The sequence below is a fragment of the Pseudomonas sp. DE0157 genome (assembly GCF_007678615.1).
Classification (GTDB): domain Bacteria; phylum Pseudomonadota; class Gammaproteobacteria; order Pseudomonadales; family Pseudomonadaceae; genus Aquipseudomonas; species Aquipseudomonas parafulva_B.
Window position 1 is genome coordinate 43,135 of sequence record NZ_VEJN01000014.1, and the last position, 26,122, is coordinate 69,256.

The 26,122-nt window shown below is 58.7% G+C and carries 30 protein-coding genes and 2 pseudogenes; 13 read left to right on the forward strand and 19 right to left on the reverse strand.

The features are described 5' to 3' along the window. Positions 1-60: 60 nt before the first annotated feature. Genes FS777_RS16655 through FS777_RS16675 form a run of 5 tightly spaced genes read right to left on the reverse strand, consistent with a single transcriptional unit; the run spans position 61 to position 3,823 of the window. On the reverse strand, positions 61-1,047 hold the full coding sequence (locus tag FS777_RS16655) for a FecR family protein (protein WP_145256509.1): 987 nt from the start codon (positions 1,045-1,047) through the stop codon (positions 61-63). Continuing rightward, positions 1,044-1,613 carry an RNA polymerase sigma factor gene (locus FS777_RS16660; protein WP_058637193.1) on the reverse strand — a complete coding sequence of 190 codons (570 nt, stop codon included), beginning with the start codon at positions 1,611-1,613 and terminating at the stop codon, positions 1,044-1,046. Before FS777_RS16660 ends, FS777_RS16655 begins: the two co-directional genes overlap by 4 nt. A gap of 4 nt (positions 1,614-1,617) precedes the next feature. Then, positions 1,618-1,944: a DUF3325 domain-containing protein gene (locus FS777_RS16665; RefSeq protein WP_058637194.1), complete on the reverse strand. Its 327-nt coding sequence runs from the start codon at positions 1,942-1,944 to the stop codon at positions 1,618-1,620. Beyond that, positions 1,944-3,521: a PepSY domain-containing protein gene (locus tag FS777_RS16670; RefSeq protein ID WP_145256512.1), complete on the reverse strand. Its 1,578-nt coding sequence runs from the start codon at positions 3,519-3,521 to the stop codon at positions 1,944-1,946. The genes FS777_RS16665 and FS777_RS16670 overlap by 1 nt, the downstream gene beginning before the upstream one ends. Then, positions 3,518-3,823, reverse strand: a complete 306-nt coding sequence (locus FS777_RS16675) for a DUF3649 domain-containing protein (protein WP_058604892.1) — start codon at positions 3,821-3,823, stop codon at positions 3,518-3,520. Before FS777_RS16675 ends, FS777_RS16670 begins: the two co-directional genes overlap by 4 nt. On the opposite strand from FS777_RS16675, the gene FS777_RS21725 reads away from it, so the two are divergent. The 3 genes from FS777_RS21725 (at position 3,822) to FS777_RS16685 (ending at position 4,861) form a co-directional block, all read left to right on the forward strand. Then, entirely contained in the window at positions 3,822-3,947 is a 126-nt protein-coding gene (locus FS777_RS21725; protein ID WP_256675189.1) for a hypothetical protein, read from the forward strand. The two genes, FS777_RS16675 and FS777_RS21725, sit on opposite strands and share 2 nt — an antisense overlap. 115 nt (positions 3,948-4,062) lie before the next feature. Next, entirely contained in the window at positions 4,063-4,410 is a 348-nt protein-coding gene (locus tag FS777_RS16680) for an HPF/RaiA family ribosome-associated protein (protein WP_058604891.1), read from the forward strand. A 160-nt stretch (positions 4,411-4,570) separates the two neighbouring features. After that, the gene (locus tag FS777_RS16685) at positions 4,571-4,861 is read left to right on the forward strand and encodes a DUF3509 domain-containing protein (RefSeq protein ID WP_058637196.1); all 291 of its coding nucleotides are present in this window, start codon (positions 4,571-4,573) and stop codon (positions 4,859-4,861) included. 3 nt (positions 4,862-4,864) lie between these two features. Here the strand turns inward: FS777_RS16685 and FS777_RS16690 are convergent. The 6 genes and pseudogenes from FS777_RS16690 to FS777_RS16715 form a co-directional block, all read right to left on the reverse strand. Beyond that, positions 4,865-5,098, reverse strand: a pseudogene (locus FS777_RS16690) (phosphate-starvation-inducible PsiE family protein); the annotation flags it as partial. Between the two features lie 84 nt (positions 5,099-5,182). Further along, entirely contained in the window at positions 5,183-6,052 is an 870-nt protein-coding gene (locus tag FS777_RS16695) for an RES family NAD+ phosphorylase (protein ID WP_145256515.1), read from the reverse strand. A 470-nt stretch (positions 6,053-6,522) separates the two neighbouring features. Continuing rightward, positions 6,523-8,199 (reverse strand): trypsin-like peptidase domain-containing protein, encoded by a 1,677-nt coding sequence (locus FS777_RS16700; protein ID WP_178091279.1) that lies wholly within the window; start codon positions 8,197-8,199, stop codon positions 6,523-6,525. A 201-nt stretch (positions 8,200-8,400) separates the two neighbouring features. Next, positions 8,401-9,357: a hypothetical protein gene (locus tag FS777_RS16705; RefSeq protein ID WP_145256521.1), complete on the reverse strand. Its 957-nt coding sequence runs from the start codon at positions 9,355-9,357 to the stop codon at positions 8,401-8,403. Positions 9,358-9,538: 181 nt separating this feature from the next. Next, entirely contained in the window at positions 9,539-9,982 is a 444-nt protein-coding gene (locus FS777_RS16710; protein ID WP_178091280.1) for a phosphate-starvation-inducible protein PsiE, read from the reverse strand. A 137-nt stretch (positions 9,983-10,119) separates the two neighbouring features. Next, a pseudogene (locus FS777_RS16715) lies at positions 10,120-10,368 on the reverse strand (phosphate-starvation-inducible protein PsiE); the annotation flags it as partial. 218 nt (positions 10,369-10,586) lie between these two features. On the opposite strand from FS777_RS16715, the gene FS777_RS16720 reads away from it, so the two are divergent. After that, the gene (locus FS777_RS16720; RefSeq protein WP_058604888.1) at positions 10,587-10,850 is read left to right on the forward strand and encodes a YebG family protein; all 264 of its coding nucleotides are present in this window, start codon (positions 10,587-10,589) and stop codon (positions 10,848-10,850) included. Between the two features lie 43 nt (positions 10,851-10,893). On the opposite strand, the gene FS777_RS16725 is transcribed toward FS777_RS16720, so the two are convergent. Next, positions 10,894-11,913 (reverse strand): Glu/Leu/Phe/Val dehydrogenase dimerization domain-containing protein, encoded by a 1,020-nt coding sequence (locus FS777_RS16725; RefSeq protein WP_058637235.1) that lies wholly within the window; start codon positions 11,911-11,913, stop codon positions 10,894-10,896. 122 nt (positions 11,914-12,035) lie between these two features. On the opposite strand from FS777_RS16725, the gene FS777_RS16730 reads away from it, so the two are divergent. Next, a complete protein-coding gene (locus FS777_RS16730; RefSeq protein ID WP_058604887.1) occupies positions 12,036-12,842 on the forward strand; it encodes a SirB1 family protein in 807 nt (268 codons plus the stop codon). A gap of 22 nt (positions 12,843-12,864) precedes the next feature. On the opposite strand, the gene maiA is transcribed toward FS777_RS16730, so the two are convergent. Genes maiA through hmgA form a run of 3 tightly spaced genes read right to left on the reverse strand, consistent with a single transcriptional unit; the run spans position 12,865 to position 16,101 of the window. Next, a complete protein-coding gene (gene maiA / locus FS777_RS16735; protein ID WP_145256529.1) occupies positions 12,865-13,491 on the reverse strand; it encodes a maleylacetoacetate isomerase in 627 nt (208 codons plus the stop codon). 12 nt (positions 13,492-13,503) lie between these two features. Further along, complete coding sequence (gene fahA, locus FS777_RS16740; protein WP_078478015.1) at positions 13,504-14,796, reverse strand: fumarylacetoacetase; 1,293 nt, start codon at positions 14,794-14,796, stop codon at positions 13,504-13,506. A 3-nt stretch (positions 14,797-14,799) separates the two neighbouring features. Next, on the reverse strand, positions 14,800-16,101 hold the full coding sequence (gene hmgA, locus FS777_RS16745; protein WP_058637202.1) for a homogentisate 1,2-dioxygenase: 1,302 nt from the start codon (positions 16,099-16,101) through the stop codon (positions 14,800-14,802). 169 nt (positions 16,102-16,270) lie between these two features. Here hmgA and FS777_RS16750 point away from each other — a divergent pair, with 169 nt between their 5' ends. Further along, complete coding sequence (locus FS777_RS16750) at positions 16,271-17,053, forward strand: IclR family transcriptional regulator (RefSeq protein WP_078478014.1); 783 nt, start codon at positions 16,271-16,273, stop codon at positions 17,051-17,053. A gap of 250 nt (positions 17,054-17,303) precedes the next feature. Here FS777_RS16750 and FS777_RS16755 read toward each other — a convergent pair whose 3' ends face one another. Together FS777_RS16755 and FS777_RS16760 are read right to left on the reverse strand one after the other, a co-directional pair. Continuing rightward, entirely contained in the window at positions 17,304-18,206 is a 903-nt protein-coding gene (locus FS777_RS16755; protein WP_058604882.1) for an alpha/beta fold hydrolase, read from the reverse strand. A gap of 224 nt (positions 18,207-18,430) precedes the next feature. Further along, entirely contained in the window at positions 18,431-18,886 is a 456-nt protein-coding gene (locus FS777_RS16760) for a flavodoxin (RefSeq protein ID WP_058637204.1), read from the reverse strand. A 111-nt stretch (positions 18,887-18,997) separates the two neighbouring features. Between FS777_RS16760 and FS777_RS16765 the strand changes: the two genes are divergently transcribed. From FS777_RS16765 to FS777_RS16790, 6 genes are all read left to right on the forward strand, one after another. Then, a complete protein-coding gene (locus tag FS777_RS16765; protein WP_058637205.1) occupies positions 18,998-19,426 on the forward strand; it encodes a PAS domain S-box protein in 429 nt (142 codons plus the stop codon). Between the two features lie 55 nt (positions 19,427-19,481). Continuing rightward, positions 19,482-20,099, forward strand: coding sequence for a PilZ domain-containing protein (locus tag FS777_RS16770; RefSeq protein ID WP_058637206.1), 618 nt, complete (start codon positions 19,482-19,484; stop codon positions 20,097-20,099). A 173-nt stretch (positions 20,100-20,272) separates the two neighbouring features. Continuing rightward, complete coding sequence (locus tag FS777_RS16775; RefSeq protein ID WP_078478012.1) at positions 20,273-20,833, forward strand: antibiotic biosynthesis monooxygenase; 561 nt, start codon at positions 20,273-20,275, stop codon at positions 20,831-20,833. Positions 20,834-20,911: 78 nt separating this feature from the next. Then, positions 20,912-21,604 (forward strand): dihydromonapterin reductase, encoded by a 693-nt coding sequence (gene folM, locus FS777_RS16780; protein ID WP_145256532.1) that lies wholly within the window; start codon positions 20,912-20,914, stop codon positions 21,602-21,604. 9 nt (positions 21,605-21,613) lie between these two features. After that, a complete protein-coding gene (locus FS777_RS16785; RefSeq protein WP_058637209.1) occupies positions 21,614-21,910 on the forward strand; it encodes a DUF1244 domain-containing protein in 297 nt (98 codons plus the stop codon). Beyond that, positions 21,903-22,244 carry a HopJ type III effector protein gene (locus FS777_RS16790; RefSeq protein ID WP_058637210.1) on the forward strand — a complete coding sequence of 114 codons (342 nt, stop codon included), beginning with the start codon at positions 21,903-21,905 and terminating at the stop codon, positions 22,242-22,244. The genes FS777_RS16785 and FS777_RS16790 overlap by 8 nt, the downstream gene beginning before the upstream one ends. A 97-nt stretch (positions 22,245-22,341) precedes the next feature. Here the strand turns inward: FS777_RS16790 and fabV are convergent, their stop codons facing one another. Further along, positions 22,342-23,553 carry an enoyl-ACP reductase FabV gene (gene fabV, locus FS777_RS16795; RefSeq protein WP_058604875.1) on the reverse strand — a complete coding sequence of 404 codons (1,212 nt, stop codon included), beginning with the start codon at positions 23,551-23,553 and terminating at the stop codon, positions 22,342-22,344. 287 nt (positions 23,554-23,840) lie between these two features. Here fabV and FS777_RS16800 point away from each other — a divergent pair, with 287 nt between their 5' ends. Then, complete coding sequence (locus FS777_RS16800) at positions 23,841-25,019, forward strand: acetyl-CoA C-acetyltransferase (RefSeq protein WP_058604874.1); 1,179 nt, start codon at positions 23,841-23,843, stop codon at positions 25,017-25,019. A 66-nt stretch (positions 25,020-25,085) separates the two neighbouring features. Here FS777_RS16800 and FS777_RS16805 read toward each other — a convergent pair whose 3' ends face one another. Continuing rightward, positions 25,086-25,958 (reverse strand): 5-methyltetrahydropteroyltriglutamate--homocysteine methyltransferase, encoded by an 873-nt coding sequence (locus FS777_RS16805; protein WP_058637211.1) that lies wholly within the window; start codon positions 25,956-25,958, stop codon positions 25,086-25,088. Between the last annotated feature and the right edge of the window lie 164 nt (positions 25,959-26,122).

Consider the following 26,122-nt stretch of genomic DNA (forward strand, 5'->3'; position numbering starts at 1 on the left):
CTCACCTGCGGTAGGAAGTTTTTTTGGAGGGCATGAAATAGGGTGGTCAACGACCAGCAATCAACGGATAACCGTGAACCGACCAAGCACTGTCTGACGCGAAAAGCCGAGCACTGCGCCCAGTGAGTCCAGCGCCTGCAAGGGTTCGGCAATGGGGAAGCTGCCACTGACTTCACGCCGCCCCAATGCCTCGTTCAGCAGCACGATGTGGCCGGGGTAATAGCGACCCAGATCCTCAACCACCTGGGCCAGGGGCGCCTGGGAATAGGTCAGCCAACCCTCGCGCCATGCCAGGTGCTGCTCGCTGTCGACCGACAACGTATGGCTGACCTGCCCCGCGCCGTAGCTCACCTGCTGATTGGCAATCAACTCACGTGCCACGGCCCCCTTGGACGGGCTGACCGCCACGCGACCAGCACGGACGGTGACCTGGGTGGCGGCGCCCTGCTCGCGCACTTCGAACTCGGTGCCCAGCACTCGCACCTGCCCATCGGCGGCCTGCACCACAAAGGGCTCGCCGGTGTGGGTGACCTTGAAGAACGCAGCGCCGTGCAGCAACCGCACGCGGCGCTGGCCGTTTTCGAATTGCACGGCAACCGCACTGTGGGCGTCCAGCGTGACCGCCGAGTGGTCTGGCAAGGTCACTTCGCGCCGGTCGGCCGACGTGCTGTAGTCGGCACGCAGGTCCAGCAGCCAATGACCGGGCTGCCACCCACCGAGCATGCCGATGGCCATGATCAGGCAAGCGGCCATGGCCAACGCCCCTGCACGCCAACGTCCGGGGCGCCTGACAGCGGGCGGGCTCATCCGGTCGAGGTAATGTTGCAGGGCCAGCTGGTCTTCATCGGCCAGGGTCGCCGCAGCGGGGGCGCTGTGGTTCCACAGCGCCTGCGCCTGCTCGTACGCAACCGGATGCCGCGGGTCGGCCAGCAGCCAACGCCTGAACGCCGCACTGCGGGCTTGCTCGGGCTGCCCGTTGATGCGTACAAGCCACTGCAGGGCGGCATCGGATTGTGCCTGAGTGACAGCAGGTAACGTGGTGGTCACGGCGTGCCCCGTGGTGGTCGTGGAATGGGCGCGGCCTGGGCGACACTGGCCTTGCACGCTTGCAGGGCACGCATCATATGTTTTTCCACAGCGCTTTGGGACAGTTGCATGGCGCGTGCTATTTCGCTGTACGTGCAGCCGTGGACACGGTTGAGCAGAAAGATTTGCCGGGTACGCTCGGGCAACGCACGCAAGGCGTTTTCGATGCGTTGCAGATCGTCGTCCACCTCCAGGGTCTGCTCCAGCGTCTGGCTCACAAGGTGCACGCTGCCCTGTGAAACATCGGCCAAAGCACGCTGGCGGCTGCTCTCGCTGCGCAGGTGATCGATGGCCAGGTTGCCGGCGCAGCGCATCAAGTAGGTGTCCAGGGCTTCGACCTTCACTTGCGCACGCCCCCAGAAGCGCAGGAACAGCTCCTGGACCAAGTCGGAGGCGGTGGCCCGGCAACCTACCCGGCGACTGACCAGCGCCTCCATGCGCGCGCGCTGGGCCATGAACACTTGGATAAAGCGGGCACGAGCGCTCGATTCACCCTCTGAGCCGTCGTTCTGCGTCGTGGGGCTCATGGCATCATCCGGCTAACAGGACCAACAACGGCCCCAGCAATGCACTGACGGCGGCCATGCCGACCAGCAAGCGAGGCAGGTACGCCAGCCCGAACACCCACAAGGTCACACCTGCCATCGCAACGGCCGTCCACTCCACAAGACCGTGAGCCCAGCCCCGCGCCTGCACGCCAAGGGCCAATGAGACCAGCAGCATGAGCCAGCCGGTCGCTCGTAACAGCCGCGGTTGTCCTGGGACCGGCGTGAGGCCCAAAAGCGCTTCGAAGTGCTTGGGCATGGCCAGACACAAGGCGGCGAACCCCGCGAAGGCGATCAGGGCGATACCGAGCATCACTGGACCTGCGCCGTTTCATGGCCAACCTGGCTGGCGCGTGAACGGGAAGGCTTGGCCAAGGCCAGCGCAGGGCGCAGCTTCTTGCTTGCCAGCCAGGCCAGGAACAGGCCGCAGCCCAATGCGGTGAGATCGAACCCAGCCATGCTCCAATCGCCATCGATGATGGCGTGGTTGAGCCCGTGCGCGGTCGTCAGCGCGTTGAGCAGTGGCAACAGCGTGAAGGCCAGCGCCCCGAGCGCCAGCTGCTCGCCCCAGGCCCGGCGACCGCTACGCGCCATCGCGTGCACCAGCGCCAGGCCCCATGCCATGAAGAACGCATTGACCTCCCAGTCGGCACGGGTTTCAAGCGCCGCCGGCAGCAGCCGGTTAGCCCAGAAAAAGCTGGCCACTGCCAACAGCAGCCCGCTCATGCTGACGATGTTGAGCACCTCCACCAGACGCAGCTCACGCGGAACGCGCGGGGCCTTGGCATGCTTGAGCTGGCGCTTGTCCAACCACATCACCAGGCCGGTCCCGATCACGGCAGTGCCTGCCAGCCCGAAGCAGAAATACAGCCACCGCAGCCAAGGGCCGGCAAAATTGCCCATGTGCAACCCGGCGAAACTGAATGCCGTCAGCATGGCGCCACTTTCGGGCTTGCCTTGTTCGAGCAGCGCGCCTGTGGCGCCGTCGAAGGTCCAGTTGGCACTGCGCCGATAGGCAACGTGGTCGGCGGCAGACTGGGTGAAGGTGACCCGTGCGTTGCTGTCGCCCGGGTTCTCGACCCGAATGTTGCCCACCCGCGCCCCCGGTTGCAGCGCCTGGACCTGGGCATAGAGCGCCGGCAGTGGGGCAAGCGGCGCGGCGACCTGAGCTGCCTTGGGCGCCTCCCCTGCCCCAAACAAATCATTGAAGTACTTCGAGGTGTCATCACCGTAATGCGCCATCAGCCCTGCGGGCATGACCAGGTACATGAACAGCACCAGGCTGCTGTAGCTGATCATCAGGTGAAACGGCAGCACCAGCACGCCGATGGCGTTGTGGCCGTCCAGCCAGGAGCGCTGGCCCTTGCCAGGGCGAAAGGTGAAGAACTCCTTGAACAGTTTCTTGTGGGTGATGATGCCGGTGACCAGGCCGAGCAGCATGATCAGAGCGCAGAATGTCGACAGCCAGCGGCCATACGGATAAGGCATCTGCAGCTGGAAGTGGAACCGGTAGAAGAACTCCCCGCCGCGACTGTCGCGCGCCATGACGGGCTCGCCCGTCTTGGCATCGAGGGTCTGGGTGACGAAACCGCGAGGGCCGCCGTTCGCGTCCCGATACCCGACCTTCACCCCTGCTTCACGCTCATTGGGCAGGCGGATGAACCAGCTTTGCGAAGCGGGCGCCTGACCTTGCAGATAGCGCTGCGCCGCGCCCAGCGCGGCTTGCGGGTTGGGTGCGTAATGGCCTATCTCAGGCTGCATCCAGTGGGTGATTTCTTCTTTGAAATACGACAGGGTGCCGGTGAGGAAGATGGCAAAGAGCAGCCAGCCGAACAGCAGGCCTGTCCAGGTATGCAGCCAGGCCATCGCCTGGCGAAAGCCGTCTTTCATGACAATTTCATCCAATGGACCAGCGCGCCGAGCAGCCCGAGCACCAGGCTCGGTATCAACACGCCCAACCACGCCCGCCAGGCGTCACGGCAGGCAAAGCAACCGATGAAGGCCAACACGTAGAACACGAACGACAGCATCAGGCCGATCAGCGTGGCGTCGACCGGCGCTATGGGCAGCGACACAGCCACGCAGAAACTGGCCGTAGACGCCAACAGATAACCGCCAAGCAACGCCGCCAGGCTGCGTGAAGCCACGGCCAGGCGATAGCTGGGCGTGAGGCTGGCGGGTTTACGGGTCATGGCCAAGTCCGGAAATGTTGAAGCCAGCAATAATAATGATATGGATTCTCATATGCAAAGCCTGGCCGACAGCGTGCCGGACAAAAGTGAGCAATCGGCTTTGCTACAAGACATTTATTTTTAAGAGGGGGTTGAATTCGCTATTGGCTTGCCTGACCTTAGAGTCAAGAGGCGCAGAAATTCCAAGGGTCTCAAGGACCTGGCGTCTCCATGCGAGCAAGCTGAATAAGGATTGAATCATGCAAATCCAGGTCAACAGCAGCAACCACATCGATGGCAATGCCCGGCTCGATGAGTGGGTCCGCAACACGGTGCAAGACACGCTGGAGCGCTACGAGGAAGACCTCACCCGTATCGAGGTGCACCTGCGCGATGAAAACGGCGGCAAACCCGGACCACAGGACAAGCGCTGCCAGATGGAGGCTCGCCCCAAAGGCCATCAGCCGATCTCGGTGACACACACGGCCAACTCGCTTGACCAGGCGGTGGAAGGCGCGGCCACCAAGCTGACCCATGCGCTGGAGCACCTGTACGGCAAGTTGCGCAGCAAGCGTGGCGTGCTGGAACTGAGCGATCCGGAGGCTTGATCGCCTGACCGGGACGGGGCCGCGTAGCGGCCCTTGCCTTATCCAACCGCAAGGGCTCAGCCTTGCACCACTGCCGCCGTGCCGCGACCGATAAACGGTTGGAACCCGGCCCCACCCCCACTAGTCAATTTCTGCATCACCACGTTGCAGAAGCGCCATCATGACCAACCCATTCGATCAGATCAGTGCAGCGTTCAGCCCCCAGTACCGGGTCAACCTGAGCATCGAGGCGCTCGACGGGAGCATCATGCTCACCTTGTCTGACGAGGCGGGCATAGCCGCCAAACGCTTGATCAGCCAGGCGCAACGCAATGACCCCGCTCGCTTGCAACGGGTCATCGACAGCATCCGCCTGGGCCTGGCGATAGATCGCAGCCAGAATCCCATGCAAGTGCTCGCCGCCCTTACGCGCCCCAGTGGTGGTCAAGCACGCAACGTGGTGGCCAACTGAGGGTCACTTACCCTCTTCCACATCCTTGCCGCTGGCGTCCAGGACCTTGGTCGACGGATAGCGATACGACGCGTAGCGCACTACCAGAATGGCGAATGCCAGCAGCAGAATGCCCCCGCACACGTACAGCAGCCCCACATCGGGCGCCTTGTGGTGCGACACGTCGCCAATCAACAGGCGGGTGAGCGCGGTGATGGCCACGTACAGCAGAAAGCGGATAGGCATGTGGTTGGTCTTGACCAGTCCTGCCGCCCAAAAATGTCATTTTCGATCGACCTCAGCCATATGCAGGAACTAAGAGATCTGATCGACAAAGCATTCTCACAGCCCTGGATGCCAAGGTGGCTCAAATCTGCAAGATATATTGTCTTCAATATTCCCTTTCTTCCAGACTAGTTGTCCTCCTGCAGTGATGCCTATGACATGCTCAGTTCGTGTAGTTTCGTAGAAGCCGAAAGCTAAGTGGCGAACCCTCATACGTCGAGCAGCCACTACACTCCAAGAGTTCCAGAAGTCATCAGTCCGCACTGCAAAGTTTATCGCCCCATGTTGCCTAACACTGGGATAAGCGACTGCTGATATATTCCTATTTTTATTAAAGATTGACTCAGAAACAAATGATGAAATTAGATACTGCTCATCATCACCAACCAAGCACTCAAACAAAAACGCATCCGTTATTAGAAGAGATCGAGCTTGATCAGTACTACAGGCGTTCAACATATTATTTATGGTAGCCGAAGCATCGCCGGATAGAAATCCTCTCCCTGTACGCTGAATTTGCAGCATTTCCCCTATCGGGGCAATCCTACAGTTAGCACCTTCTCGAATCCTCAGTTCAGAAAGCAAGACAACGTCGTCATTTATGTGAGTTTCACTAAACGCTGTTTCTGGCCTATCTGCGATGTAAATAACCGGAAACCCTTCGGGATTAGCCCTACCAACGAAGGGTATACCGCCAACTCTCCATAGAAGATCTTGAACTGAGGACGGATAATTATTTTCATCAATTTTCCTTGCCCGCCTAAATACAGAGCCAGCACCGAAGTCCATACTAACCAGTGGATGCACTTGAACGAGGTCAGATATGAGCAAATGCTTTTCATTCAACGAGGCAGATGAAAAACTTTCAATCCTATGAACTAGCTCATCGAGAGTCAACGGCGGAAATTGATCTGTAATAGTAGCCATATATAATTTTACTTTTAACCTACTCCATCATGAACAAACCCCGCCGCAGCATTAGCTTTGCTGGAAGGGAATATATTTGAGGCAACCCTGACCGCGAAAAAACGACAATGACAAGAAAATTACGCCAAGCCATAGGCTTGCCAGTCAGTAGGCCGCAGAGAAAACTGCGTTAGATAGGGTTGATTGGTTTCGACAAGCACATCCTAAAACCAGCATAAGATACAGTTATACCGCTTAAACATGTGACTTAACAACAAGACATCTGAAAGTCCAAAAGCCCTACCAAAGCTCACAACATAGAAGTGGCCAGCATTGCTCGGCACAAAAACAAGCAGAAAGACTTCTACCCCGAGAACAGCATAAAAAGAATAACGACAGCTTTATCCAGGCTTTCAACAGACCACTACTACAAAAATCAACAACATCTTTTTTTCAAAAACAAAAATCTAGCAGTTACTTACAAATGAAAACTAAACAGATACTGGCAGAATAGCTTTTCTATAATCTTCCAAAACCACTAGCAATTCGGAAACACAAATAAACCTGCTATGATCACAGTAGTCACCGTCATTGCCTTTCGCCACAACACCAACTAAATTATTATCCTCATCCAAAACTGGCCCGCCACTATTCCCGGCATAAAGCTCCTTATCTACTTCAAAATATTTAACGCCCGACATTGAGAACTTATTTCTAACAACAACAGTTTGACGTCCAGCGTGATGGGCCCCAAGCTTATCTTTCGGGAAACCTAAAACGCTCAACACGTCCCCAACATCAGCTAGCCTAGTAGATATCTCAAATTTCTCAAACACTAGTGACTCATCATTCAACTTCAGTATTGAAATATCTCTAGCTTTGTCTCGATATACCACCCCTGCTTTGTACTTTTTCCCCCGAGCATTAGCACGATATACCTCAGACTCAGAAGTAAATCGGCCTTTAAATTCAGACACGTGAGAGCAAGTAACCAAAATATTATCGGCAACAAAAAATGCTGAACCTTGTCCAAACTCAAGATCAAGCTCCGTTTCGACAATCCAGCACCGTTTATCATACCAAGGGGTAGATCTTCTAAACTCCACTCCCCTACGGTTTTTAGAAACCCCGAGTGGGAGTTTGAAGTTCAAATCCAAAAAGTTAAATCTCATAGCCAATCGGCGATAAACTTCTGATTCGACACCCACTACTTGCTTAATAAACAAAAGTCTTCCATGCAGGTGGGCGTCGAGTACTACCTGCACACCCGTGTCAGGATCTATAGGGGGATTACTGGCCGAAAAACGTTCCCTTGCAAAACCTAAACCTTGCTTTTCTATAGAATGTATCATCGCACTTGTCTTACGAATATAAGACCGCTCGACATTGACCTTCTTATTAACCACAAGTCCTGTAACGACTTGCCGCTCGTATCTGCTTTGCAATCTAACCTTAGAGAGATTTATCCCAAACCCACAAGATTCAATTACAGCAGCCAGAGGCCTACCACATTTAACGTAATAATGATTAGAAACGCCATCCCCCATCAAAACCGAAACTATATCTGGCGATATATATTTCAAATCATCATAAAACGAAAAAGTTATATCATCTGCGTACCTTGAATATCGAGCCCTGTGCTTAATGGCAAAGTACTTCAACTGACGATCCAAACCCGAACATATCATATTAGATAACACGGGTGAGCATGGCGACCCTTGGGGGAGGATGCCATTTAAAGTACACAAGTGAGCGATTACGGTAGCTACTCCTGACTGCAGCGAATAAGGCTTAGCCATCAACAACCCACGAACACGCGGGAAAGTTATACTGGAGAAGAAATCTGATAGATCTAAATTAAAGACAAATTTTTTTCGCGTATGCTGCTTAGCATTTTCGACAATTGACCGACCTTTGATAAAGGCCATCGCCGATGATTTAGGAGTGTAAAGTTCATCCAGAAGTATTTTTAGACGTTCTTGAAGAACTTTTAATTGATCATGAGGAGCGGATATGACACGAACCCCTCCACTCTTCTTCGAAATTTCGAATGTTTTATAGTAGTTCGAGATGGGCTTGGAATAATAATAGTAACGTATTTTCCCATAACTAGTCCCTAAAAGCCCTGCCAATTCGTCGACATCTACGCTAGAATTGAGCTTACTCAAAAATGCCCCCGCTTGCACTTCACCCTATAGACTGGAGATAACTTAACATTCAGCACATGAGATAACCCAGGGACTGTAGCCTGCAGCATTGTTGAATCGGGTCGCATTTTAACAACCCAGTTTAATCGCAAGCAGGGGCATCGCATTAATCTACCCAAATCTCATAGCAATGTCAATATGCCACTGCTATCAACTTACTTATTACGAGATACGCTGAGGATGCTCGTATTCGATGACATCCCACGGTGCATGCCTTACCTGAAAGTCATACTGCGTAAAGGGAATTTCGCAAGAAACGCCCAAATAGTATGCAAAAAGAATACGATTGACATTCTGGGCAAGCTTGAACAGTGAAAATTTATTTATTTCCAAACTTCTTTCCAACTGTTTGTCGCTAAACCATTTACGTTTAGACTTTTTGTGCTCCAACCCATGCTTGATCATCCAATCGGTCATGCATTGCGACAGCTTTTTCCTGTGTTCTGGCTCATAAATTAAGCCGTGCCCATAAAAGGCATTACGCATATGCATAATCACATCTATTTCCTGGTCAAGATACCTCATAAATTCTTTAACTTTTCTGCGATGCTCAGGATCATTGTTTTTATCCTGACGCACAACTTTTCCAATTATCCTTTTATACCCCTTACTCCCTAGTTGACTATACTTGCCTCGGACATCAAGCGAGGCATTGGCCAAACACTCGATAGATAAAGCAAATAGCCCTAATGTATGAGGCATGTACATATCCGCCATCTGAACTCCCAAACAGTAGTTCGACAGGGATTTATATATAAAATCATTTTTCCATTTAGGGTTTGACTTAAGCGGCCTTCGCTCAACTTTTCGGATATACTTTAAGAAAAATCCTTTATTAAAGGGTAGATCACCTCTCATAAATGAGCAGGTTGAGTTCCTCACCGCATACGGATCCGTGGCTGACTCTCCAAAGTAAAGCGTCAACCACATCAATAACTGATAATCAACCTCACCACCATCTATCCGGCGTATCAGATAACCATAACCACTTTTAACCCTACAGTCGGCAAAATCCAATTGATAGCTGGCAGATTTAAAACTAAAATCTATTGTACTAGCACCATCTAAGATCAGCCTGCACATATTAAAATGTGATAAATTCTCATTTGCTCCCAGCATCAATCAAACTCCTTATTAACAGGGCACTTAACCGCCTAAGATCGCCCGCACACACCATATCCGCTAGCAAAAAAAATAAACTCACCACATAAAATCAAGACATCTCTTTACAGCCCTAATCTTTAACAACATAAAAACAACAAAAGCCGCTCGTAAGCAGCTAACTTTACCAAATACCTCGTCAGTCCGCTTTTTCTTTTACTGATGGAAATCGAGCAGAAGCATACCGCACGACGAGGATCGAAACGGAAAGCATTACCACCCCACCAGTCAGATAGAGAATCCCTTGATCTGGGGATTTGTGATGCGACACATCGCTAATCAGTAGTCGAATCAGGGCTGTAACCCCAATGTAAAGCAAAAATCTGAGCGGCATATGATTTGTGCGAAAATAGATTCCGCTCATCGCCAGTAATTCGAGGTAAATAAATAGTAGTAGAATATCATCGACGGTGATTTTATCTTGATGAAGCATGTCAATGAATGTAGTAATCCCTGCGTAGACGGTAATCGCACCGATGCCAAACAGAGCAAGATAATGGAACAGCTCAACACCGAGGTTGCCGAGACTGTTCGCTCCCGAATGTAACCTCACCCGCATCCGATCTGCCCATTTCATATCTATCCCCTCATCTACACGCTAAATCGACAAAAATGCTTGAGTAGCAAATCCAAGCCGCGAGCACCAAAAAGTTATGCCATAACAAATTGATTTTGTTGGAATTTCAAAAATACCGAGGATTGAGGGGGTGTTAGTATCGTGTAGTTAGTCTTGAAGTAGATGCCCACCATGGCGCCCAACTCCAGGTAGATGAACAGCAGCAGGATGTCATCCACGCTGATCCCACCTTTGCCGAGCATGTCCAGAAACGTCACCACAGCGGCATAGGCCGTTATCGCACCGATGCCGAACAAGGCCAGGTAGTGAAAGCCTTCGACGCACAGGTTGCCCAGCGAATCGGCTGAGCCGTGCAGGCCTTTGCGCAGTTTTTCTGCCCATTTGATGTTCATGATCGATGACTCCCCGAAGCTCTCTGAAAAATGATCCGCTGCCTGTATGACGCTTGTGCCATGCAGTTAAAGGGCCAGGCACAGTGGCTTGGAAGGTGGTCGAGTGATGCAGGACACGCACACCCCCTGGGAAATTCAGGGTTGCGCGATTCAGGGAATGCCATTACTGTATATCGATACAGTAAATCGTTAACAGCAAAAAGGCATAGAGGTGATGAATGGCCGTCGAAGTGGTGTATCGCAGCAGCCGCGACCCGGAGCGCTTGTTCATGGATAAGGCCGAAGCAGACCGTCACGACAAGATGCTCGAACTGGCTGAGCGCCTGGCAGAAGTCCTGCACAAGGCTGTGCCATCGTTGAGCGAACAGCAGGTAGAAGAAGCCGGTATCTACATGGCCAAGAACCGCGATGTGTTCGCCAGGGCGTTCAAGAGCCAGCCCGACGCGCTGGGTGAACTGCTCGAGGGCGATGCTGCTCAATAGCGATCGCTGGGCCTTTGAGCGACGAGGCCTGAGGGCGTTGTATTCAGTCGTACAACAAACGTTCCGCCAGCGCCTGCGCCACACGTGCAGGCGAACGCTTTTCAGCCTGGGCATGGCCGAACACTTCGGTCAGGCGGGTGGGTATACGGGCAATGTGGGCGGTGATCGCCTCCGCTTTTTCGCCCCTATGGGCCAGCGCTGAGTAGATCAGGGCACCCGCGTTGATCACGTAATCAGGTGCATACAGAATCCCCCGCCCTTCCAACTGGTCGGCAACGTGCAACGATGCCAGTTGGTTGTTTGCAGCACCCGCCACTGCCGCGCACCTCAACTGCATCACGCTTTGCCCATTCAATCCCGGGCCTATGCCGCAGGGGGCGAAGATGTCGCACGGTGTACTGGGGAGCGCATCGTGGGCAATCGGTTGTGCGTCGAACTGCTCTACTGCAAGTCGCACTCGGCCAGGCTCCAGGTCGCTGACCAGCAGGTCTGCACCTGCTGCGTGCAGGTGTTCGGCCAGCGCGTACCCTACACTTCCCAACCCCTGGATGGCGACACGCAGTCCTTCCAGGTTGTGGCTGCCCAGCCGCGCATGGGCGGTGGCGCGCAGGCCCGCGAATACCCCCATCGCCGCATGTGGAGCAGGGTCACCCAGCGCTGTCGTGCTGACAACATGGGGGGTGCCTTGCGCCAGGCAATCCATGTCCAGGGTCGAGGTGCCGCTGTCCAGGGCGATGAGTAGCCGCCCTTGCAAGCTATCGATACAGCGGCCGAATGCTTCGAACAAGGCAGCGCGGTCGTTCACCTGCGGGCTGCGCAGCATGACCGCCATGCCGCCCCCGAAAGGCAGGCCCGCCATTGCCGCCTTGTAGCTCATGCCCTGGGCCAGGGTGACTGCGTCGGTGATCGCACTCTCATGATCGGTGTAGGCCAGGTAGCGACAACCGCCCATGGCAGGCCCGAACCGCTCGCTGTGAATGACCACGACGGCCTCAAGGCCTGTCTGCGGATCGTTGAACACATGCAGTGACTGAGTACGGGTGCTTTGCATTAGTGCGAACATGGCCTGGCTCCCCATGAGGTGCAGCATCCAGTATAGGCACCTGAAACGGGCGGGCCGGGCTACCGGACAACTGGACGAAACCGCTCTGGCCGGCTATTACTCAAGGGTGAGTGGAGAAGCCCATGAAGCCACGTCAAGCCTGCCTGGCCTGCCTTGAAAACACGCCTGCCGCCCTGCTGCAAGCTGCGCTGTGGATCGCCGCCGAACATGACCCAAGCGTCGATCCTGATGCCTGCCAGGCCGTGTTCCAGAACATGCAGCACACCATCAGCATCCACCTGCCCATGATTGGCGTCACTGAACTTGCCCAGCCGCTCTTGCGCCAGCTCAACGCGTTGGGTTTCCAACAGGATGAATACCTGCCGCTGCGTCCTCACGCTGCCTTGATGAACCATGTGCTGACAAGGCGACGCGGCCAACCGCTGGCCTTGGCCATCCTGGCACTGGAGTTTGCGCAGCGTCTGTCCATTCCACTCGAAGGCGTCGCCTTCCCCGGGCATTTCCTGTTGCGCGTGCCGGGTGCCGACCATTTGCTCGACCCCTGCGGCGGCCGGCGTCTTTATCCCAATGATTGCCGGGAGCTGCTGGTCCGCCAGTACGGTCCTGGCACCGCCTTGAGCGCCGAGCACTTGCGCCCGGCCAGCGCCATGCAGATGCTGCAACGGCTGTCACGCAACCTGCGCCAGTTGCACACCAGCAATGATGCCCCACTCGCGGCGCTGATCGACGCCGAGCGCGTCATGCAACTGGGGCCTGCCCAGGTCGGCGACTACCTGGCCCGGGCAAGCCTGTACAGGCAGCTTGATTGCCCACACGCCGAGCGCTTCGACCTGGAACATGCATTACTGCTGACGGAAGACCCTGTGCAGCGGCTGGTATTGAGCGAGCGGCTGGAGCAGTTGCCCGCGACAAGCCGCTCCCTTCATTGATCGCGCAATCTAACGCTGCACACTACGGCGTATCGGGTTGACGCGAAGGATGAGCCTGCATGAACGCCGGATGCTGCTGCGCCAACGCCGCCACCCTGCGAATGCGCGGGTAACCCCCAAGGTCGATCCCGAATCGCTCGGCGGCATAGAGCTGCGGTATCAGGTAGACATCCGCCAGGCCAGGCGCATCGCCCAGGCAGTAGCCACCCTCGCCGATCACCTGCTCGACAGCCCCCAGCCCCTGGCTTATCCAATGGCCGATCCATTGGTTGATCTGCACTTCATCCTGGCCCGCTTCACGCAGGCGGTTGAGCACGCTGACGTTGTGCAGGGGGTGGATGTCGCAGCCGATAATCGCCGCCACCCCACGCGCCTTGGCGCGCTGCGCCGCCCCTGCCGGTAGCAGCGCGGGCTGCGGATAGGCCTCTTCCAGGTACTCGATGATCGCTGGAGATTGCACGAGCAGCTCGCCACCGTCTGTACGCAGGGTGGGCACCCGGCCCTGGGCATTGATACCCAGGTAACCGGCTTGCCGATGCTCGCCTTGCAGCAGATTGACGGGGAGTGCCCTGAAGCTCAGCCCTTTGAGGGCCAAGGCAATCCGCACTCGGTAGGACGAGGTGGAACGGTAATAGGTATACAGCTCCATGCCTGCGTCCCCTCAGTTGGCCGCAATGACCCGACCACGGCACTCGCCGAACCCAATGCTCACCTCGCCGTCGCACACACCCCGTGCCCGCAGGATGATTTCGTCGCCGTCCTCCAGAAACTTGCGCACTTCGCCATTGGGCAGCTCGACCGGGTGCTTACCGCCCTCGGTGATTTCCAGCAAGCTGCCATAGGACCCTGGGGTGGCACCTGACAGGGTGCCGGAGCCGAACAGGTCGCCGGGTTGCAACTGGCAACCGTTGACACTGTGGTGCGCCACCAACTGGGCCACCGTCCAGTACATGCTGCGGGTGTTGCTCAGGGCCAGGCGGTGCGGCGCCCCCCCCTCCTCGCGCATGCGCTCGGTGAGCAGCAACACTTCCAGTTCGATGTCGAATGCACCCGCTGCCTGATCCCGCTTGTCGAGCAGGTAGGACAGCGGCTGGGGGTCACCTTGAGGCCTTGGCGGCTGAGCGCAGCGCAAGGGCGCCAGCGCCTCGGCCGTGACGACCCAGGGCGAAATCGTGGTCACGAAGCTTTTGGACAGGAACGGGCCCAGCGGCTGGTATTCCCACGCCTGGATGTCCCGCGCCGACCAGTCGTTGAGCAGGCACAGGCCCGCGATGTGCTCGGCGGCATCGCCGATGGGGATGGCCTGGCCGATGTCGTTGCCCTGCCCGATCCAGATGCCCAGCTCCAGCTCATAGTCCAGCCGCGCACAGGGGCCGAAGCTTGGTTCGCTCTGGCCGGCAGGCAATGTCTGGCCCTTGGGCCGGCGAACATCCGTCCCGGAGGGGCGAATGGTCGATGCGCGGCCGTGATAGCCGATGGGCACGTACTTGTAGTTGGGGAGCAAGGGGTTGTCGGGGCGGAACAACTTGCCAATGTTGCGGGCATGCTCGATGCCCACGTAGAAGTCGGTGTAATCGCCGATCTGGGCCGGCACATGCAACTGGCAGGTGCTGGCGGGATAAAGCGCGCCCTCCAGCATTGCCTGGTGCTCGGATTGCTCACCGAGCAACTCGAGCAGCCGCTCCCGCAGCGCCACGCGCGCAGCGCGCCCGAGTGCGAAAAACGCGTTCAAGGTGCCGCCCTGGGTGGCAAGTACCGCCGCCTTGGCCTGACCTTCGAAAAAACCCATGGCCAGCACCGCCTCAAGGTCGAGGATGGCATCGCCGATGGCCACGCCACAGCGCTTGGCTTCGCTGCCACGACTGAAGATACCCAAGGGCAGGTTCTGCAGCGGGAAGTCACTGTGCCCATTGGCGTGGCTCACCCAGCTGCGAGCAATGGCGGGTTGGTTCATGGGTTATCTCCGGTTCGGGTTGAAGGTGCTGGGCAAGGTGGCCCAGCAGCTGTCGTAGTCGGCCTGCAACTGCGGGCAGGACATGGCGTACTGGCTCGGGCGCAGCACCTGGCTGGTCTCGAACATGAACGCCATGGTGTTCTCGATCTTGTGCGGGGCCAGCTCGGCCGCTATGGCCCTGTCGCAGGTCTCGGCATCCGGGCCATGGGCACTCATCACGCTGTGCAGGGACGCGCCACCGGGCACGAAGCCTTCGGCCTTGGCATCGTAGGCACCGTCGATCAGCCCCATGAACTCGTTCATCAGGTTGCGGTGGAACCATGGCGGACGGAAGGTGTTCTCGGCCACCATCCAGCGCGGGGGGAAGATCACGAAGTCCATGTTGGCAAGGCCATGCACGCTGGTCGGTGAGGTGAGCACGGTGAAAATCGAGGGGTCCGGGTGGTCGAAGCTGACTGTGCCCAAGGTATTGAAGCGACGCAGGTCGTATTTGTAAGGCACGTTGCTACCGTGCCAGGCCACCACGTCCAATGGGGAATGCTGGAGCTCGCACGCCCAGTGCTCTCCCAGAAATTTCTGTACCAGTTGCACCGGCCCGGTGGTGTGTTCATAAGCGGCCACCGGCGTTTCGAAATCGCGGGGGTTGGCCAGCCCATTGCTGCCAATAGGCCCCAGGTCCGGCAGGCGCAAGGGCGCGCCGTGGTTTTCAGCCAGGTAGCCACGGGCATGGCCATCGAGCAGTTCGACACGAAACTTCATGCCGCGGGGAATCACTGCAATTTCAAGCGGGCCCACCTGCATCACACCCAGCTCGGTGGCAAGGCGCAGCCGACCTTGCTCAGGCACCAGCAACAGCTCGCCATCGGCGTTGAAGAACACGCGCTCCATGGAGCGGTTGGCGCTGTAGATGTAGATGCTCACACCGCCAGGCGTGTTGGCAGGGCCATTGGCCGCCATGGGCAGCCAACCCTCGATGAAGTCGGTTGGCGCTTGCGGGATGGGCTGCGGGTTCCAGCGCAGGCGGTTGGGCGTGATCGTGCCCCCCGCCTCGTTCAGGGGCTGGCGCGTCAGGCGCTCGAAACGCGGATGGGCGGCTGACGGCCGGATACGGTACATCCAGGTGCGGCGCAGCTCATGACGGGCCATGGTGAACGCCGTGCCGGAGAGCAGCTCGGCATAGAGCCCATAGGGGGTTTTCTGTGGCGAGTTCTGCCCGACCGGCAAGGCGCCTGGCAACGCTTCGCTGGTGAATTCGTTGCCGAAACCGCTGAGGTAGTGAAGGTCAGGTGAAGGGTCGCGATTCATCGATGCCTCCGGGCCGGGGCGGCCTGTGGGAGCAGTTGCTGCTGCCCGAGGGAACGGCGGCGCATCTGCATTGTTTTTATCGTAATCAGATTACGGATAACGTAATTTGCTCTGCACCAGGCGTCAAGCTATAAAGGCGCGACTCGATGACTCGCGGATGACCCTACCGATGGCCAAAGCCAGCTCCCCTACCGACAACGGCAAGCAGAAGGTCCGCTCAGCCGAGGTGGGCACCGACATCCTCAAGGCATTGGCCGAACTCTCACCCTCCACGTCACTGTCCAGGCTTGCAGAGCATGTCCAGATGCCGGCGAGCAAGGTGCATCGTTACCTGCAAGCTCTGATTGCCAGCGGGTTCGCCGAACAGAATGCGGCTACCAATCATTACGGCCTGGGGCGCGAAGCCTTGCGCGTGGGCATGGCCGCGCTGGGCAGCATCGATGTGCTGAAAGTCGCCGCGCTGCCGCTCTCCCAGCTGCGTGATGAACTGAACGAGAGTTGCTTTATTGCGGTGTGGGGCAATCAGGGGGCGACCGTGGTAAGCATCGAACCGGCCGTACGCGCCGTCACCGTGGTGACGCAGATTGGCTCGGTATTGCCGCTGCTGACCTCGTCCACCGGGCTGGTGTTCGCGGCCCATTTGCCTGAGCGGGAAACCGTGGACTTGATGGCGCGCGAGCTGACCCAGCTCAAGCTAGGGCCTGGGGATTATCAGACGGTGCTGGCAGGTATACGTGAACGCGGTCTGCACCATATCCACGGGCTGCTGATGCCGGGTGTGGATGCGCTGTCGGCGCCGATCTTCAACGCCATGGGGCAGATCGCTGCGGTGATGACGGTGGTGGGGCCCACGTCGATGTTTCATGCCGATGAACAAGGCCCTGCGGCACAGCGGCTTTTGGCTGCTACGCGCGAGGCAAGCTGGCGCATGGGGTACTGCCCAGCCTCTTGAGCACCGCAGACTGTTGCCTGGTATGTAACGGTGAATGTCGCCGTATGCGGTTTTTCCAGTCGATTCAATTGCTTATTATCGGATCACTGGCTGGCACCGAGGGCTCTCCCCCCGCTCACGGTGCCAGCCGGGTGTATCGACGTAGATTTTGAAGCTCCTTGATCTGACGTCTCGATTGACCGCTGCGAAAGGCAGCGGTTTTTTTTGCCTGCCGTTTGGTCCTCAGGAGCCCGGTTGCCATGTCATCGGGTCAAAACCTGGCCACTTTGAGCGAGCCGAACCCTTGGGCGGGTTCCCTGAACGCCAGGTAATGACGCAACACCTGTTGCGGCGCCTCGGTATGCGGATGGTGGCCAATACCCTGCAACAGCACGACATCGGCGGTCGGAACGTGTCGACGGTAGTGCTCGACCATGTGCGCGCCATAAAGGGGATCGACTGCGCCGGCGATCAAACGCAACGGCACCGCCCCCTGCAGCGCCTGCGTCCAGCGATCACGGTGCTGCAAGCGTTCAGGCACGTAGCCGGCAAGCCTGTGCAGCACGCGCGTGCCGCGATTGGCAGCCAGCATGCTCCAGAAGTCGTCGAGCACGCTTTCGCTCGGGTGGGTACATGGCCCATAGACACGGGTCAGGTGACGCACCAGGTCATCGCGGCTGAACGAGCGCGCCACCAGCCAGCCCAGGCGACTTAGCAGCAGCTTCTGCAGTAACAGCATGCGACAACCTTCAGGAAACAGGCCGCTGTTGAGAAAGACGCAGCTGGCGATATTGGCGCGCTGCTCATGATGCCGAGCCAGCAGCTCCTGGGCCACGCTACCTCCGTAATCATGAGCCAGCACATCCACCGGCTGGTCGATCTGCAGGTGAGCCAGCAAGGCCTGCTGCAAGTCGGCCTGCTCCATCAGGCTATAGGCGTGATCAACTGGCTTGGCCGAATCGCCGAACCCCAGCATGTCGCAGGCCACCACCCGATAGCGCTGGGCCAGAGGGCCCCACAAGTAATGCCAGTCCCAGCTGCCTGTAGGAAAACCATGTAGCAAAAGCAGGGGCGTTCCTTGCCCTGCGGTCCAGTAGCGGATGCTCTGGCCCCGGAATGTGAAACTCTGTCCCCGGGTACGCCAGACGCACAATGGAATTTCGGCCATGGGCATCGGAAGGCACCGGGTTAAGGGATGTGGACGCGATAAGGCAAGGCTGCTGTCATTGCATGTCACCTCGGCACTTGCATGTGCTCTCTGTGCGAGACACAGTCTAGCCAGCGGCCGAGGCGCTTGAACTTGCGTTGCCAGCCAGCTTGATGACTGAGCGAGTCACCTGCACCAGCGGTAGGCGCAGCCTGACTGGTTGCCGGCTGCGTATCCTTCCTGCAAAAACGTCAGGCGCTCAGTGCCTGCACCAGTTCAGCCAGCCACGGCTCGGCATCGGTTTCCGGTGTCACGGTTTCGCTGGCATCAAGCCGCAGCATGGGCAGCACCTCCTGCACGCCAAGTTCGGCAAACAGTTCGCGCATCTGTTCGCCGCCACCGCAATAGGTATCGCCATAACTGGAATCGCCCAAGGCGATGACTGCACCCGGCAGGCCACGCCAGTCGGCCGGCAGGGTGTCGCGCAGGGCGCTGTAGAGGGGCATGAGGTTGTCGGGTAACTCGCCCATGCCTGTGGTGGAGGTCACCGCCAGTACGGCCTGCGGGCCGAACGCCTGCAAGTCTTGCAAAGAGGCTCGGTTGGCGTGCCAGGCTTCCAGGCCAGCGGCCTTGAGCAGCGATTCGGCGTGACGGGCAACTTCTTCGGCGGTGCCGTACACCGATCCGGAAATAATGACGACTTTCATCAGGGAAAAGGATTCCGATACTGAGTGAAATCGTAGGATACTAGCACCCAGCGCTGGCACAAGGCCGTGGCAACGCCCGCGGCCCTCATTCCTTCACTGCATGACCCAGACATGATCAATGCGCAGTTGCTGCAATCGATGGTCGATGCCTCGGACGACGGTATCGTGGTCGCTGAACAGGAAGGCGACGACACCATCCTCATCTACGTGAACGCGGCTTTCGAGCGTCTCACCGGCTACAGCCGGGATGAAATCCTGTACCAGGACTGCCGCTTTCTGCAGGGGGACGACCGTGACCAATTGGGCCGCGCGCGCATCCGCAAAGCGCTGACCGAGGGCCGGGCATGCCGTGAAGTGCTGCGTAACTACCGCAAGGACGGCACCGCTTTCTGGAACGAGCTGTCCATTACCCCGCTAAGGCACGCGGCTGACCAGCGCCTGTACTACATCGGCATTCAGAGGGACGTTACCCGGCAAGTGGAAACGGAACGCGAACTGGCTGAGCTGCGCGCTCGTCAGAAAGCCGGTGATGGTGCGTGAACCAATGCGCTTTGGAGTCAATCGGGCCGTAGAACCCTCCACATCGAGTTTCAACATGCCCCCCGACACACTTCTGACCCAGGATGAGCTGGACTATATCCAGGATGTCCAGCACTCCCCGCAGTTTGACATGACCGAAGCCATGACGAGCCTCCTGGTCAATGGGGACAGCCGCATTCAGGGTCTGCTCACGCGCCTGGTCGCTCATGAGCAGGTTACCTTGCAGGCCCATGTCGACAACCAGCAGATCAGCATTCCGCTTCAGCTGATCGAGGACGAGTTTCATACGCTGCAATTGCAACTGGGCGCGCCCGATATCTTCGAGATAGGCCCCAGGCTGCGCCCATGGCGGCTGACCCTTGATCCGCCCTGTGCATTGCTCGACGCCCACGGTGAGGAGAGCGGGCTCTGGGTGTGCGATATCTCTGTCAAAGGTGTGCTTGTGCATGTGCGCGACCTGCTAGACGCTCCTGATGTCTTCACGCTCCGATTCGCCCCGGACGGTGTCTGCCCCATCGAGCTTCACGGCAAGCTGGGCCGGCGTATCGACGGCTCCAAGGCCGCCTATGACCTAAGTGGCACTGCCCAGGAAGACATCGAACGCCTGCGCGATTTCATCCTCCACAAGCACCGGCTTGCTCACCCTGAGTTGCATACGCAAATGCCCGGCTGAAGACGACACCCGACGAACGCACCGTGTTCTCCCACGGCGGTGGCTTACGCCCGCTCGGTCGATACGCCATAATCCGCGCCCACTTCTTGCATGCCTAACTGAGTCGACCACCACCCCGGCCGACACAGCCAAGGGGCCAGCTACCCGCCAGCCTCGTCGTCAGGAGATACACGATGTCTAGATCCCCCGTCACCTTGATGGTGTCGCGGCGCGCCGCCGATGGCCGCTATGAAGAACTGCTGGCCTGGCTCCATGAGGGCGAACAGCTGGCCACCGATTTCCCCGGCTACCTGGGCTCAGGGATTCTCGCACCGCCGCGCGACGGCGATGAATTCCAGATCATCTTCCGCTTCAGCGATGAGCCGACCTTGCATGCCTGGGAACATTCGGCCTCGCGGCGCGCCTGGCTCAAGCGCGGCAACGGGCTGTTCGAGCGCCCCAGGGAGGCACGGGTCAGTGGCATAAACGACTGGTTCGGCACTGCCTTGGTGCGTAAACCACCCCGTTGGAAACAGGCCACGGCGATCTGGCTGGCATTCTTTCCGGTGTCACTGGCCTTTAACATGCTGTTCGGTCACTGGCTGGCAGGCATGGACCTGTTGCCACGCGTGCTTGTCAGCACCCTGGCGCTCACCCCCCTGATGGTGTACCTGTTCATCCCCCTTTCAACGCACCTGCTGGCGGGCTGGCTGCAGGGGGCGGCGGCACGCGAACACGCCTGGCGTAGCCGGTAGGCGCAGGCCACACACGCGTTGGGCAGTTGGGGTATGCTGGGCGACAACCTTCGACTCATATAGTTGACCGCCCCGAACATGAACAGCCCTATCCTGATAACCGGAGCCAGCCAACGCGTCGGGCTGGCCCTGGCCATGGAACTGGCCCAGGCCGGCCATACGGTGGTCAGTGCCAGCCGCAGCGTCCAGCCTCAATCGCCACACCCCAATATCATTCCGTTCACCGCAGACTTGTGCCAGGCGGCCGATCGCCAGGCACTGATCGACTACCTCTACAGCCATTACGATGGCCTGCGCGCCGTCATCCACAACGCTTCGCTGTGGCTCGACGATGACCTGGCCAACCTCGACACCATGTTCCGCCTTCATGTCGAAGCGCCCTATCATCTCAATCTGGCCCTGGGCGAGCTCTTGGCCAAGGTCGACAAGGCCGACATCATCCACGTCTGCGACGAAACGTCCTCACGCGGCAGCAAGAGCCACATCGGCTACGCCGCCACCAAGGCCGCGTTGCAGAACATGGTGTTGTCGTTTGCCGAAAAGTACGCACCCACGGTACACGTCAACGGTATTCTGCCTGGGCTGCTGATCCTCAAGGAGGGCGGCGACGAAGCCTATCGCCAGCAGACGCTGAAGAAGGCACTGCTGGAATTCGAACCGGGCGCCGGGCCGCTGATCGAGACGGTCAAGTACCTGCTTGCCAGCCAATACAGCACCGGCAGCCAAGTGGTCATCAACGGTGGCCGCCACCTGAAAAACCGCATCATTTGAGAGAAGCCCATGACCCCACAGCAACAGCTCGAACTGGAAGCCGCCGCTTTCCGCCGGCTCGTGGAACACCTGCGCTCACGCACCGACGTGCAGAACATCGACCTGATGAACCTGTCCGGGTTCTGCCGTAACTGCCTGTCCAAGTGGTACAAGGCGGCAGCTGACGAGCGCCAGGTGGACCTGAGCCTGGATGACGCCCGCGAAGCCGTCTACGGCATGCCTTACGGCGAGTGGAAGGCCCAGTATCAAAAAGAGGCCAGCCCTCAGCAGCAGGCCGCATTCGAACAAGGAAAACCCCGTGACTGATCTGACTACCCTGCGCGCCAGCCTGGACAGTGGTGAACATGTGTTCGCCGACACCTTGGCATTCATTGCCGAACACTATGCCTATCAGCCCCAGGCCTTCAGCAACGGTGGCGTCGAAAACGCGGCCGGGCAGAACGAAGGTTCATGCAAGACCTTGGGCCTGGCGTTGCTAGAGGGATTGACTGATCGTGAGGCGCTGCTGGCCTTTGGCGAGCATTATCGAGATGTGCAGGCCACACCCGAGGGCCACGACCATGGGAATATCCGTGCGCTGATCGCGTACGGCCTGGCAGGCGTCAAGTTCGAGGCATTACCACTGTCGCGCAAGGCTTGATGGGGGTTGTCCATCCAGCGGTCTGCGCCCTGGAGTCGCGCACGGCAGCATGAAGACTGGGGCTGCTTGGCAGCCCCAGTAACCTGACCTCAGAGCGTTACAGCTGCACGCAATCGAACTGCACGTCGGTCGCCACATCTTCGTCGTAATCGACGTCCGTGCGCTCGAAGCCGAACAGGTTCAGGAACTGCTTCTTGTAACCGGCATAGTCGGTCAGCTCGAACAGGTTCTCGGTGGTCACCTGTGGCCACATGGCCTTGCAGGCATCCTGCACATCATCACGCAGTTCCCAGTCGTCCAGGCGCAGGCGGCCTTTTTCGTCGACCTGCGCCGGGGCGCCGTCGGTGCGATACATACGGTCACGGAACATGCGATCGAGCTGATCCTGGGTACCTTCGTGGACACCCTTCTCCTGCATGATCTTGAACACCATCGACAGGTACAGCGGCATGACCGGGATGGCCGAACTGGCCTGGGTCACCACCGACTTGAGCACGGCCACATTGGCGCCGCCCTTGACCTCAGCTGCCAGCTTCTGGTCCAGGCGCAGGGCAGTGTCGTCCAGGTCCTGCTTGGCCTTGCCCAGGGCGCCGTGCCAGTAGATGGGCCAGGTGATTTCGGTGCCAATGTAGCTGAAGGCGACGGTGCGAGCGCCTTCGGCCAGCACATCGGCACCGGCCAGGGCGTCGATCCACAGCTGCCAGTCCTGGCCACCCATGACGGTCACGGTGTCGGCGATTTCCTGCTCGGTGGCCGGCTCGATGCTGGCCTCGATGATGGCGTCCTTGTTGGTGTCGATGGCCGTCGACTTGTACGGCTGGCCGATGGGCTTGAGCGCCGAGCGCACCAGTTCGCCCGTCTGTGGCAGCTTGCGCACCGGCGAGGCCAGCGAATAGATGACCAGGTCGACCTTGCCGCCCATGTCGTTCTTGATCAGCTCGATGACCTTGGCCCGCGCTTCGTCGGAGAAAGCGTCACCGTTGATCGACTTGCTGTACAGGCCCTCGGCCTTGGCGAACTTGTCGAACGCCGCCGCGTTGTACCAGCCAGCGGTGCCGGCCTTGGTTTCGGTGCCTGGCTTCTCGAAGAACACGCCCAGGGTGTCGGCCTTGAAACCGAAGGCTGCAGTGATGCGCGCGGCCAGGCCGTAGCCACTGGAAGCACCGATGACCAACACCTTCTTCGGACCATCCTCGCGCACGCCCAGTTTGCGGGTGGCTTCGATCTGGTCACGGACGTTGAGCTCGCAGCCCTTGGGGTGAGTCGTGGTGCAGATGAAACCGCGGACCTTAGGATGAATGATGGCCAATGTCTGTACCTCGTCTGGTTTATGCACGAAAACGCCACTCAGGGCGTTTTCAAATGTGGACTGAGGGGTAAGACTCACCCCGCAGGTTAGGCGACACATCTTAAGGGTTGAACGCAGCGATGCAAAATCGGTGGGCGGTTGGCGACACGGCGCGCTGTCCGGACGCACCCTCCCAACGCCGAGGCATTGATTCGGTTTTCCTATCAATGGGCAATAAAAACAAACTTAACAAATAAGCAAAATGCGCCGATGCTGGTTGCCCTCACCTTCAGACGGAGAACAACAACATGAACGAAGTGGTGATCGTCGCCGCGACCCGCACCGCCATCGGTAGCTTCCAGGGCGCCCTGGCGGGCGTCCCGGCCGTCGACCTGGGGGCAGCCGTGATCAAGCGTCTATTGGAGCAGACCGGGCTGGAGCCGGCTCAGGTCGACGAGGTGATCATGGGCCAGGTGCTCACGGCCGGCGCCGGGCAAAACCCTGCACGTCAGGCAGCGATCAAGGCAGGCCTGCCGTTCAGCGTGCCTGCCCTGACCCTGAACAAGGTCTGCGGCTCCGGTCTCAAGGCACTGCACCTGGGCGCCCAGGCTATTCGCTGCGGCGACGCTGAGGTGGTGATCGCCGGCGGTCAGGAAAACATGAGTCTTGCCCCTTATGTAATGCCATCTGCCCGCACCGGCCAGCGCATGGGCCATGGCCAGCTGATCGACAGCATGATCAGCGACGGCCTATGGGACGCGTTCAACGACTACCACATGGGCATCACGGCTGAAAATCTGGTGCAGGAGTACGCGCTGAGCCGTGAACAGCAGGACGCCTTCGCGGCCGAGTCGCAGCGCAAGGCGGTGGCAGCCATCGCCGCTGGCCGCTTTGAGGCCGAAATCACCCCGATCGTGCTGCCACAGAAAAAAGGCGAGCCCAAGGTTTTCGCCCAGGACGAACAGCCACGTTCGGACACCACGGCTCAATCCCTTGCCAAACTGCGCCCTGCCTTCAAGAAGGACGGCAGTGTGACGGCAGGCAATGCCTCCAGCCTCAACGATGGGGCCGCGGCAGTGCTGCTGATGAACGCTGCAAAGGCCCAGGCATTGGGCTTGCCCGTGCTGGCCAGGATCGCGGCCTATGCCAGCGCTGGGGTCGACCCCGCCGTGATGGGGATCGCCCCTGTCTCGGCGACTGAACGCTGCCTGGGCAAAGCAGGCTGGCAACTGGCCGACCTGGACCTGATCGAAGCCAACGAGGCGTTCGCGGCCCAGGCGCTGGCCGTTGGCAAGGCGCTGGCGTGGGATGCTTCGCGGGTCAACGTGAACGGTGGGGCGATTGCGTTGGGTCATCCCATCGGTGCATCCGGGTGCCGCGTGCTGGTCACCCTGCTGCACGAGATGATCAAGCGCGATGCCAAGAAAGGTCTGGCAACGCTGTGTATCGGGGGGGGGCAAGGCGTGGCCCTGGCGATCGAGCGCTGATCAACCGAGCCATGGGCACTTGGACGCCGCCGTGCACGCCCTAGCGGCGGCATCTGCCATGCACAATCAGGCGTTGGCTACCTGCAGGGCGTGGAACGCGGGTGGCGTGACCTTGATCGGATCATTGAGCGCCTTGACCAGCCGGACCACTTCCTCACAGGCCTGCACGGCGACGCCCAGCGGGCTGTGCAGCAGTGAGCACGCCGTACCGATCCACAGTCGCTCCCCCAGACGCTCATTGGCTTCACACAGCCAGTGCCACTTGCTGTCCAGGGCATGCTGGGCATCGTTTTCTGCGTCGACCAGGCCCAACGACAGCACTTTGTAGGCAGGCAGGCGGTCCAGGGTGCTCGTCAGCTGCTCAGGGTCGCTCACCAGGTCAATGTGCAAGCCGTCCACCGGCAGGTGCGCGGCCAGGCCAAGGTTGCCCTGCAAGCCACCGGCCCACGTCGCGATCAGCTTTTTCAACGGGGCGCGCTGCAGGATGTTGTAAACCCGCTCGTAGGCGTTCTTCCAGTCCTGCGGCAGCGCCTGGGCAAGGATCGGCTCATCGATCTGCACCCACTGCACGCCTTGTTCGGCCAGGCGATTGAGAACGGCGTCGTAGTACGGAAGCAGTTCGTCGACAGATTCCAGCGCTAGGCTGTGCCCGTCTTGCGCCGCGCTTTGCCACAAATAGGTCAGGGGGCCGACGAGAACAGGTTTGACGGTGTGGCCCAGCGCGCTGGCCTGGGCCACTTCCTGTAGCAGCTGATCGGCAAGCAGGGTGAAATGCCGCGTCACAGGTGCCTGAGGGTCGCGCGCTGCGCCGCCCTGCCAGTCCACATCGCCTACAGGCAATAGCTCGATACCGGCGTCTTTCTGCATCTGCCAATGACGTGCGCGAAGCGCATGGTCGTTGCCAGTGCGTGGAAAGCCCAGGTTATGCGCCAGTGCCATGTGTATGTCCCCAATGTGCAGAAATGATGGGGGCATTTTCAGATCGATGAGCGTTTGAAACAAACTCAATAAATTTGAGATCAACTCAAGTTTCCCTCATGTTACTCGCGCTGGCGCACCCGTGACGCCTAGCCGTGTCTTGATCAGATCAATGCGCTGCGCAA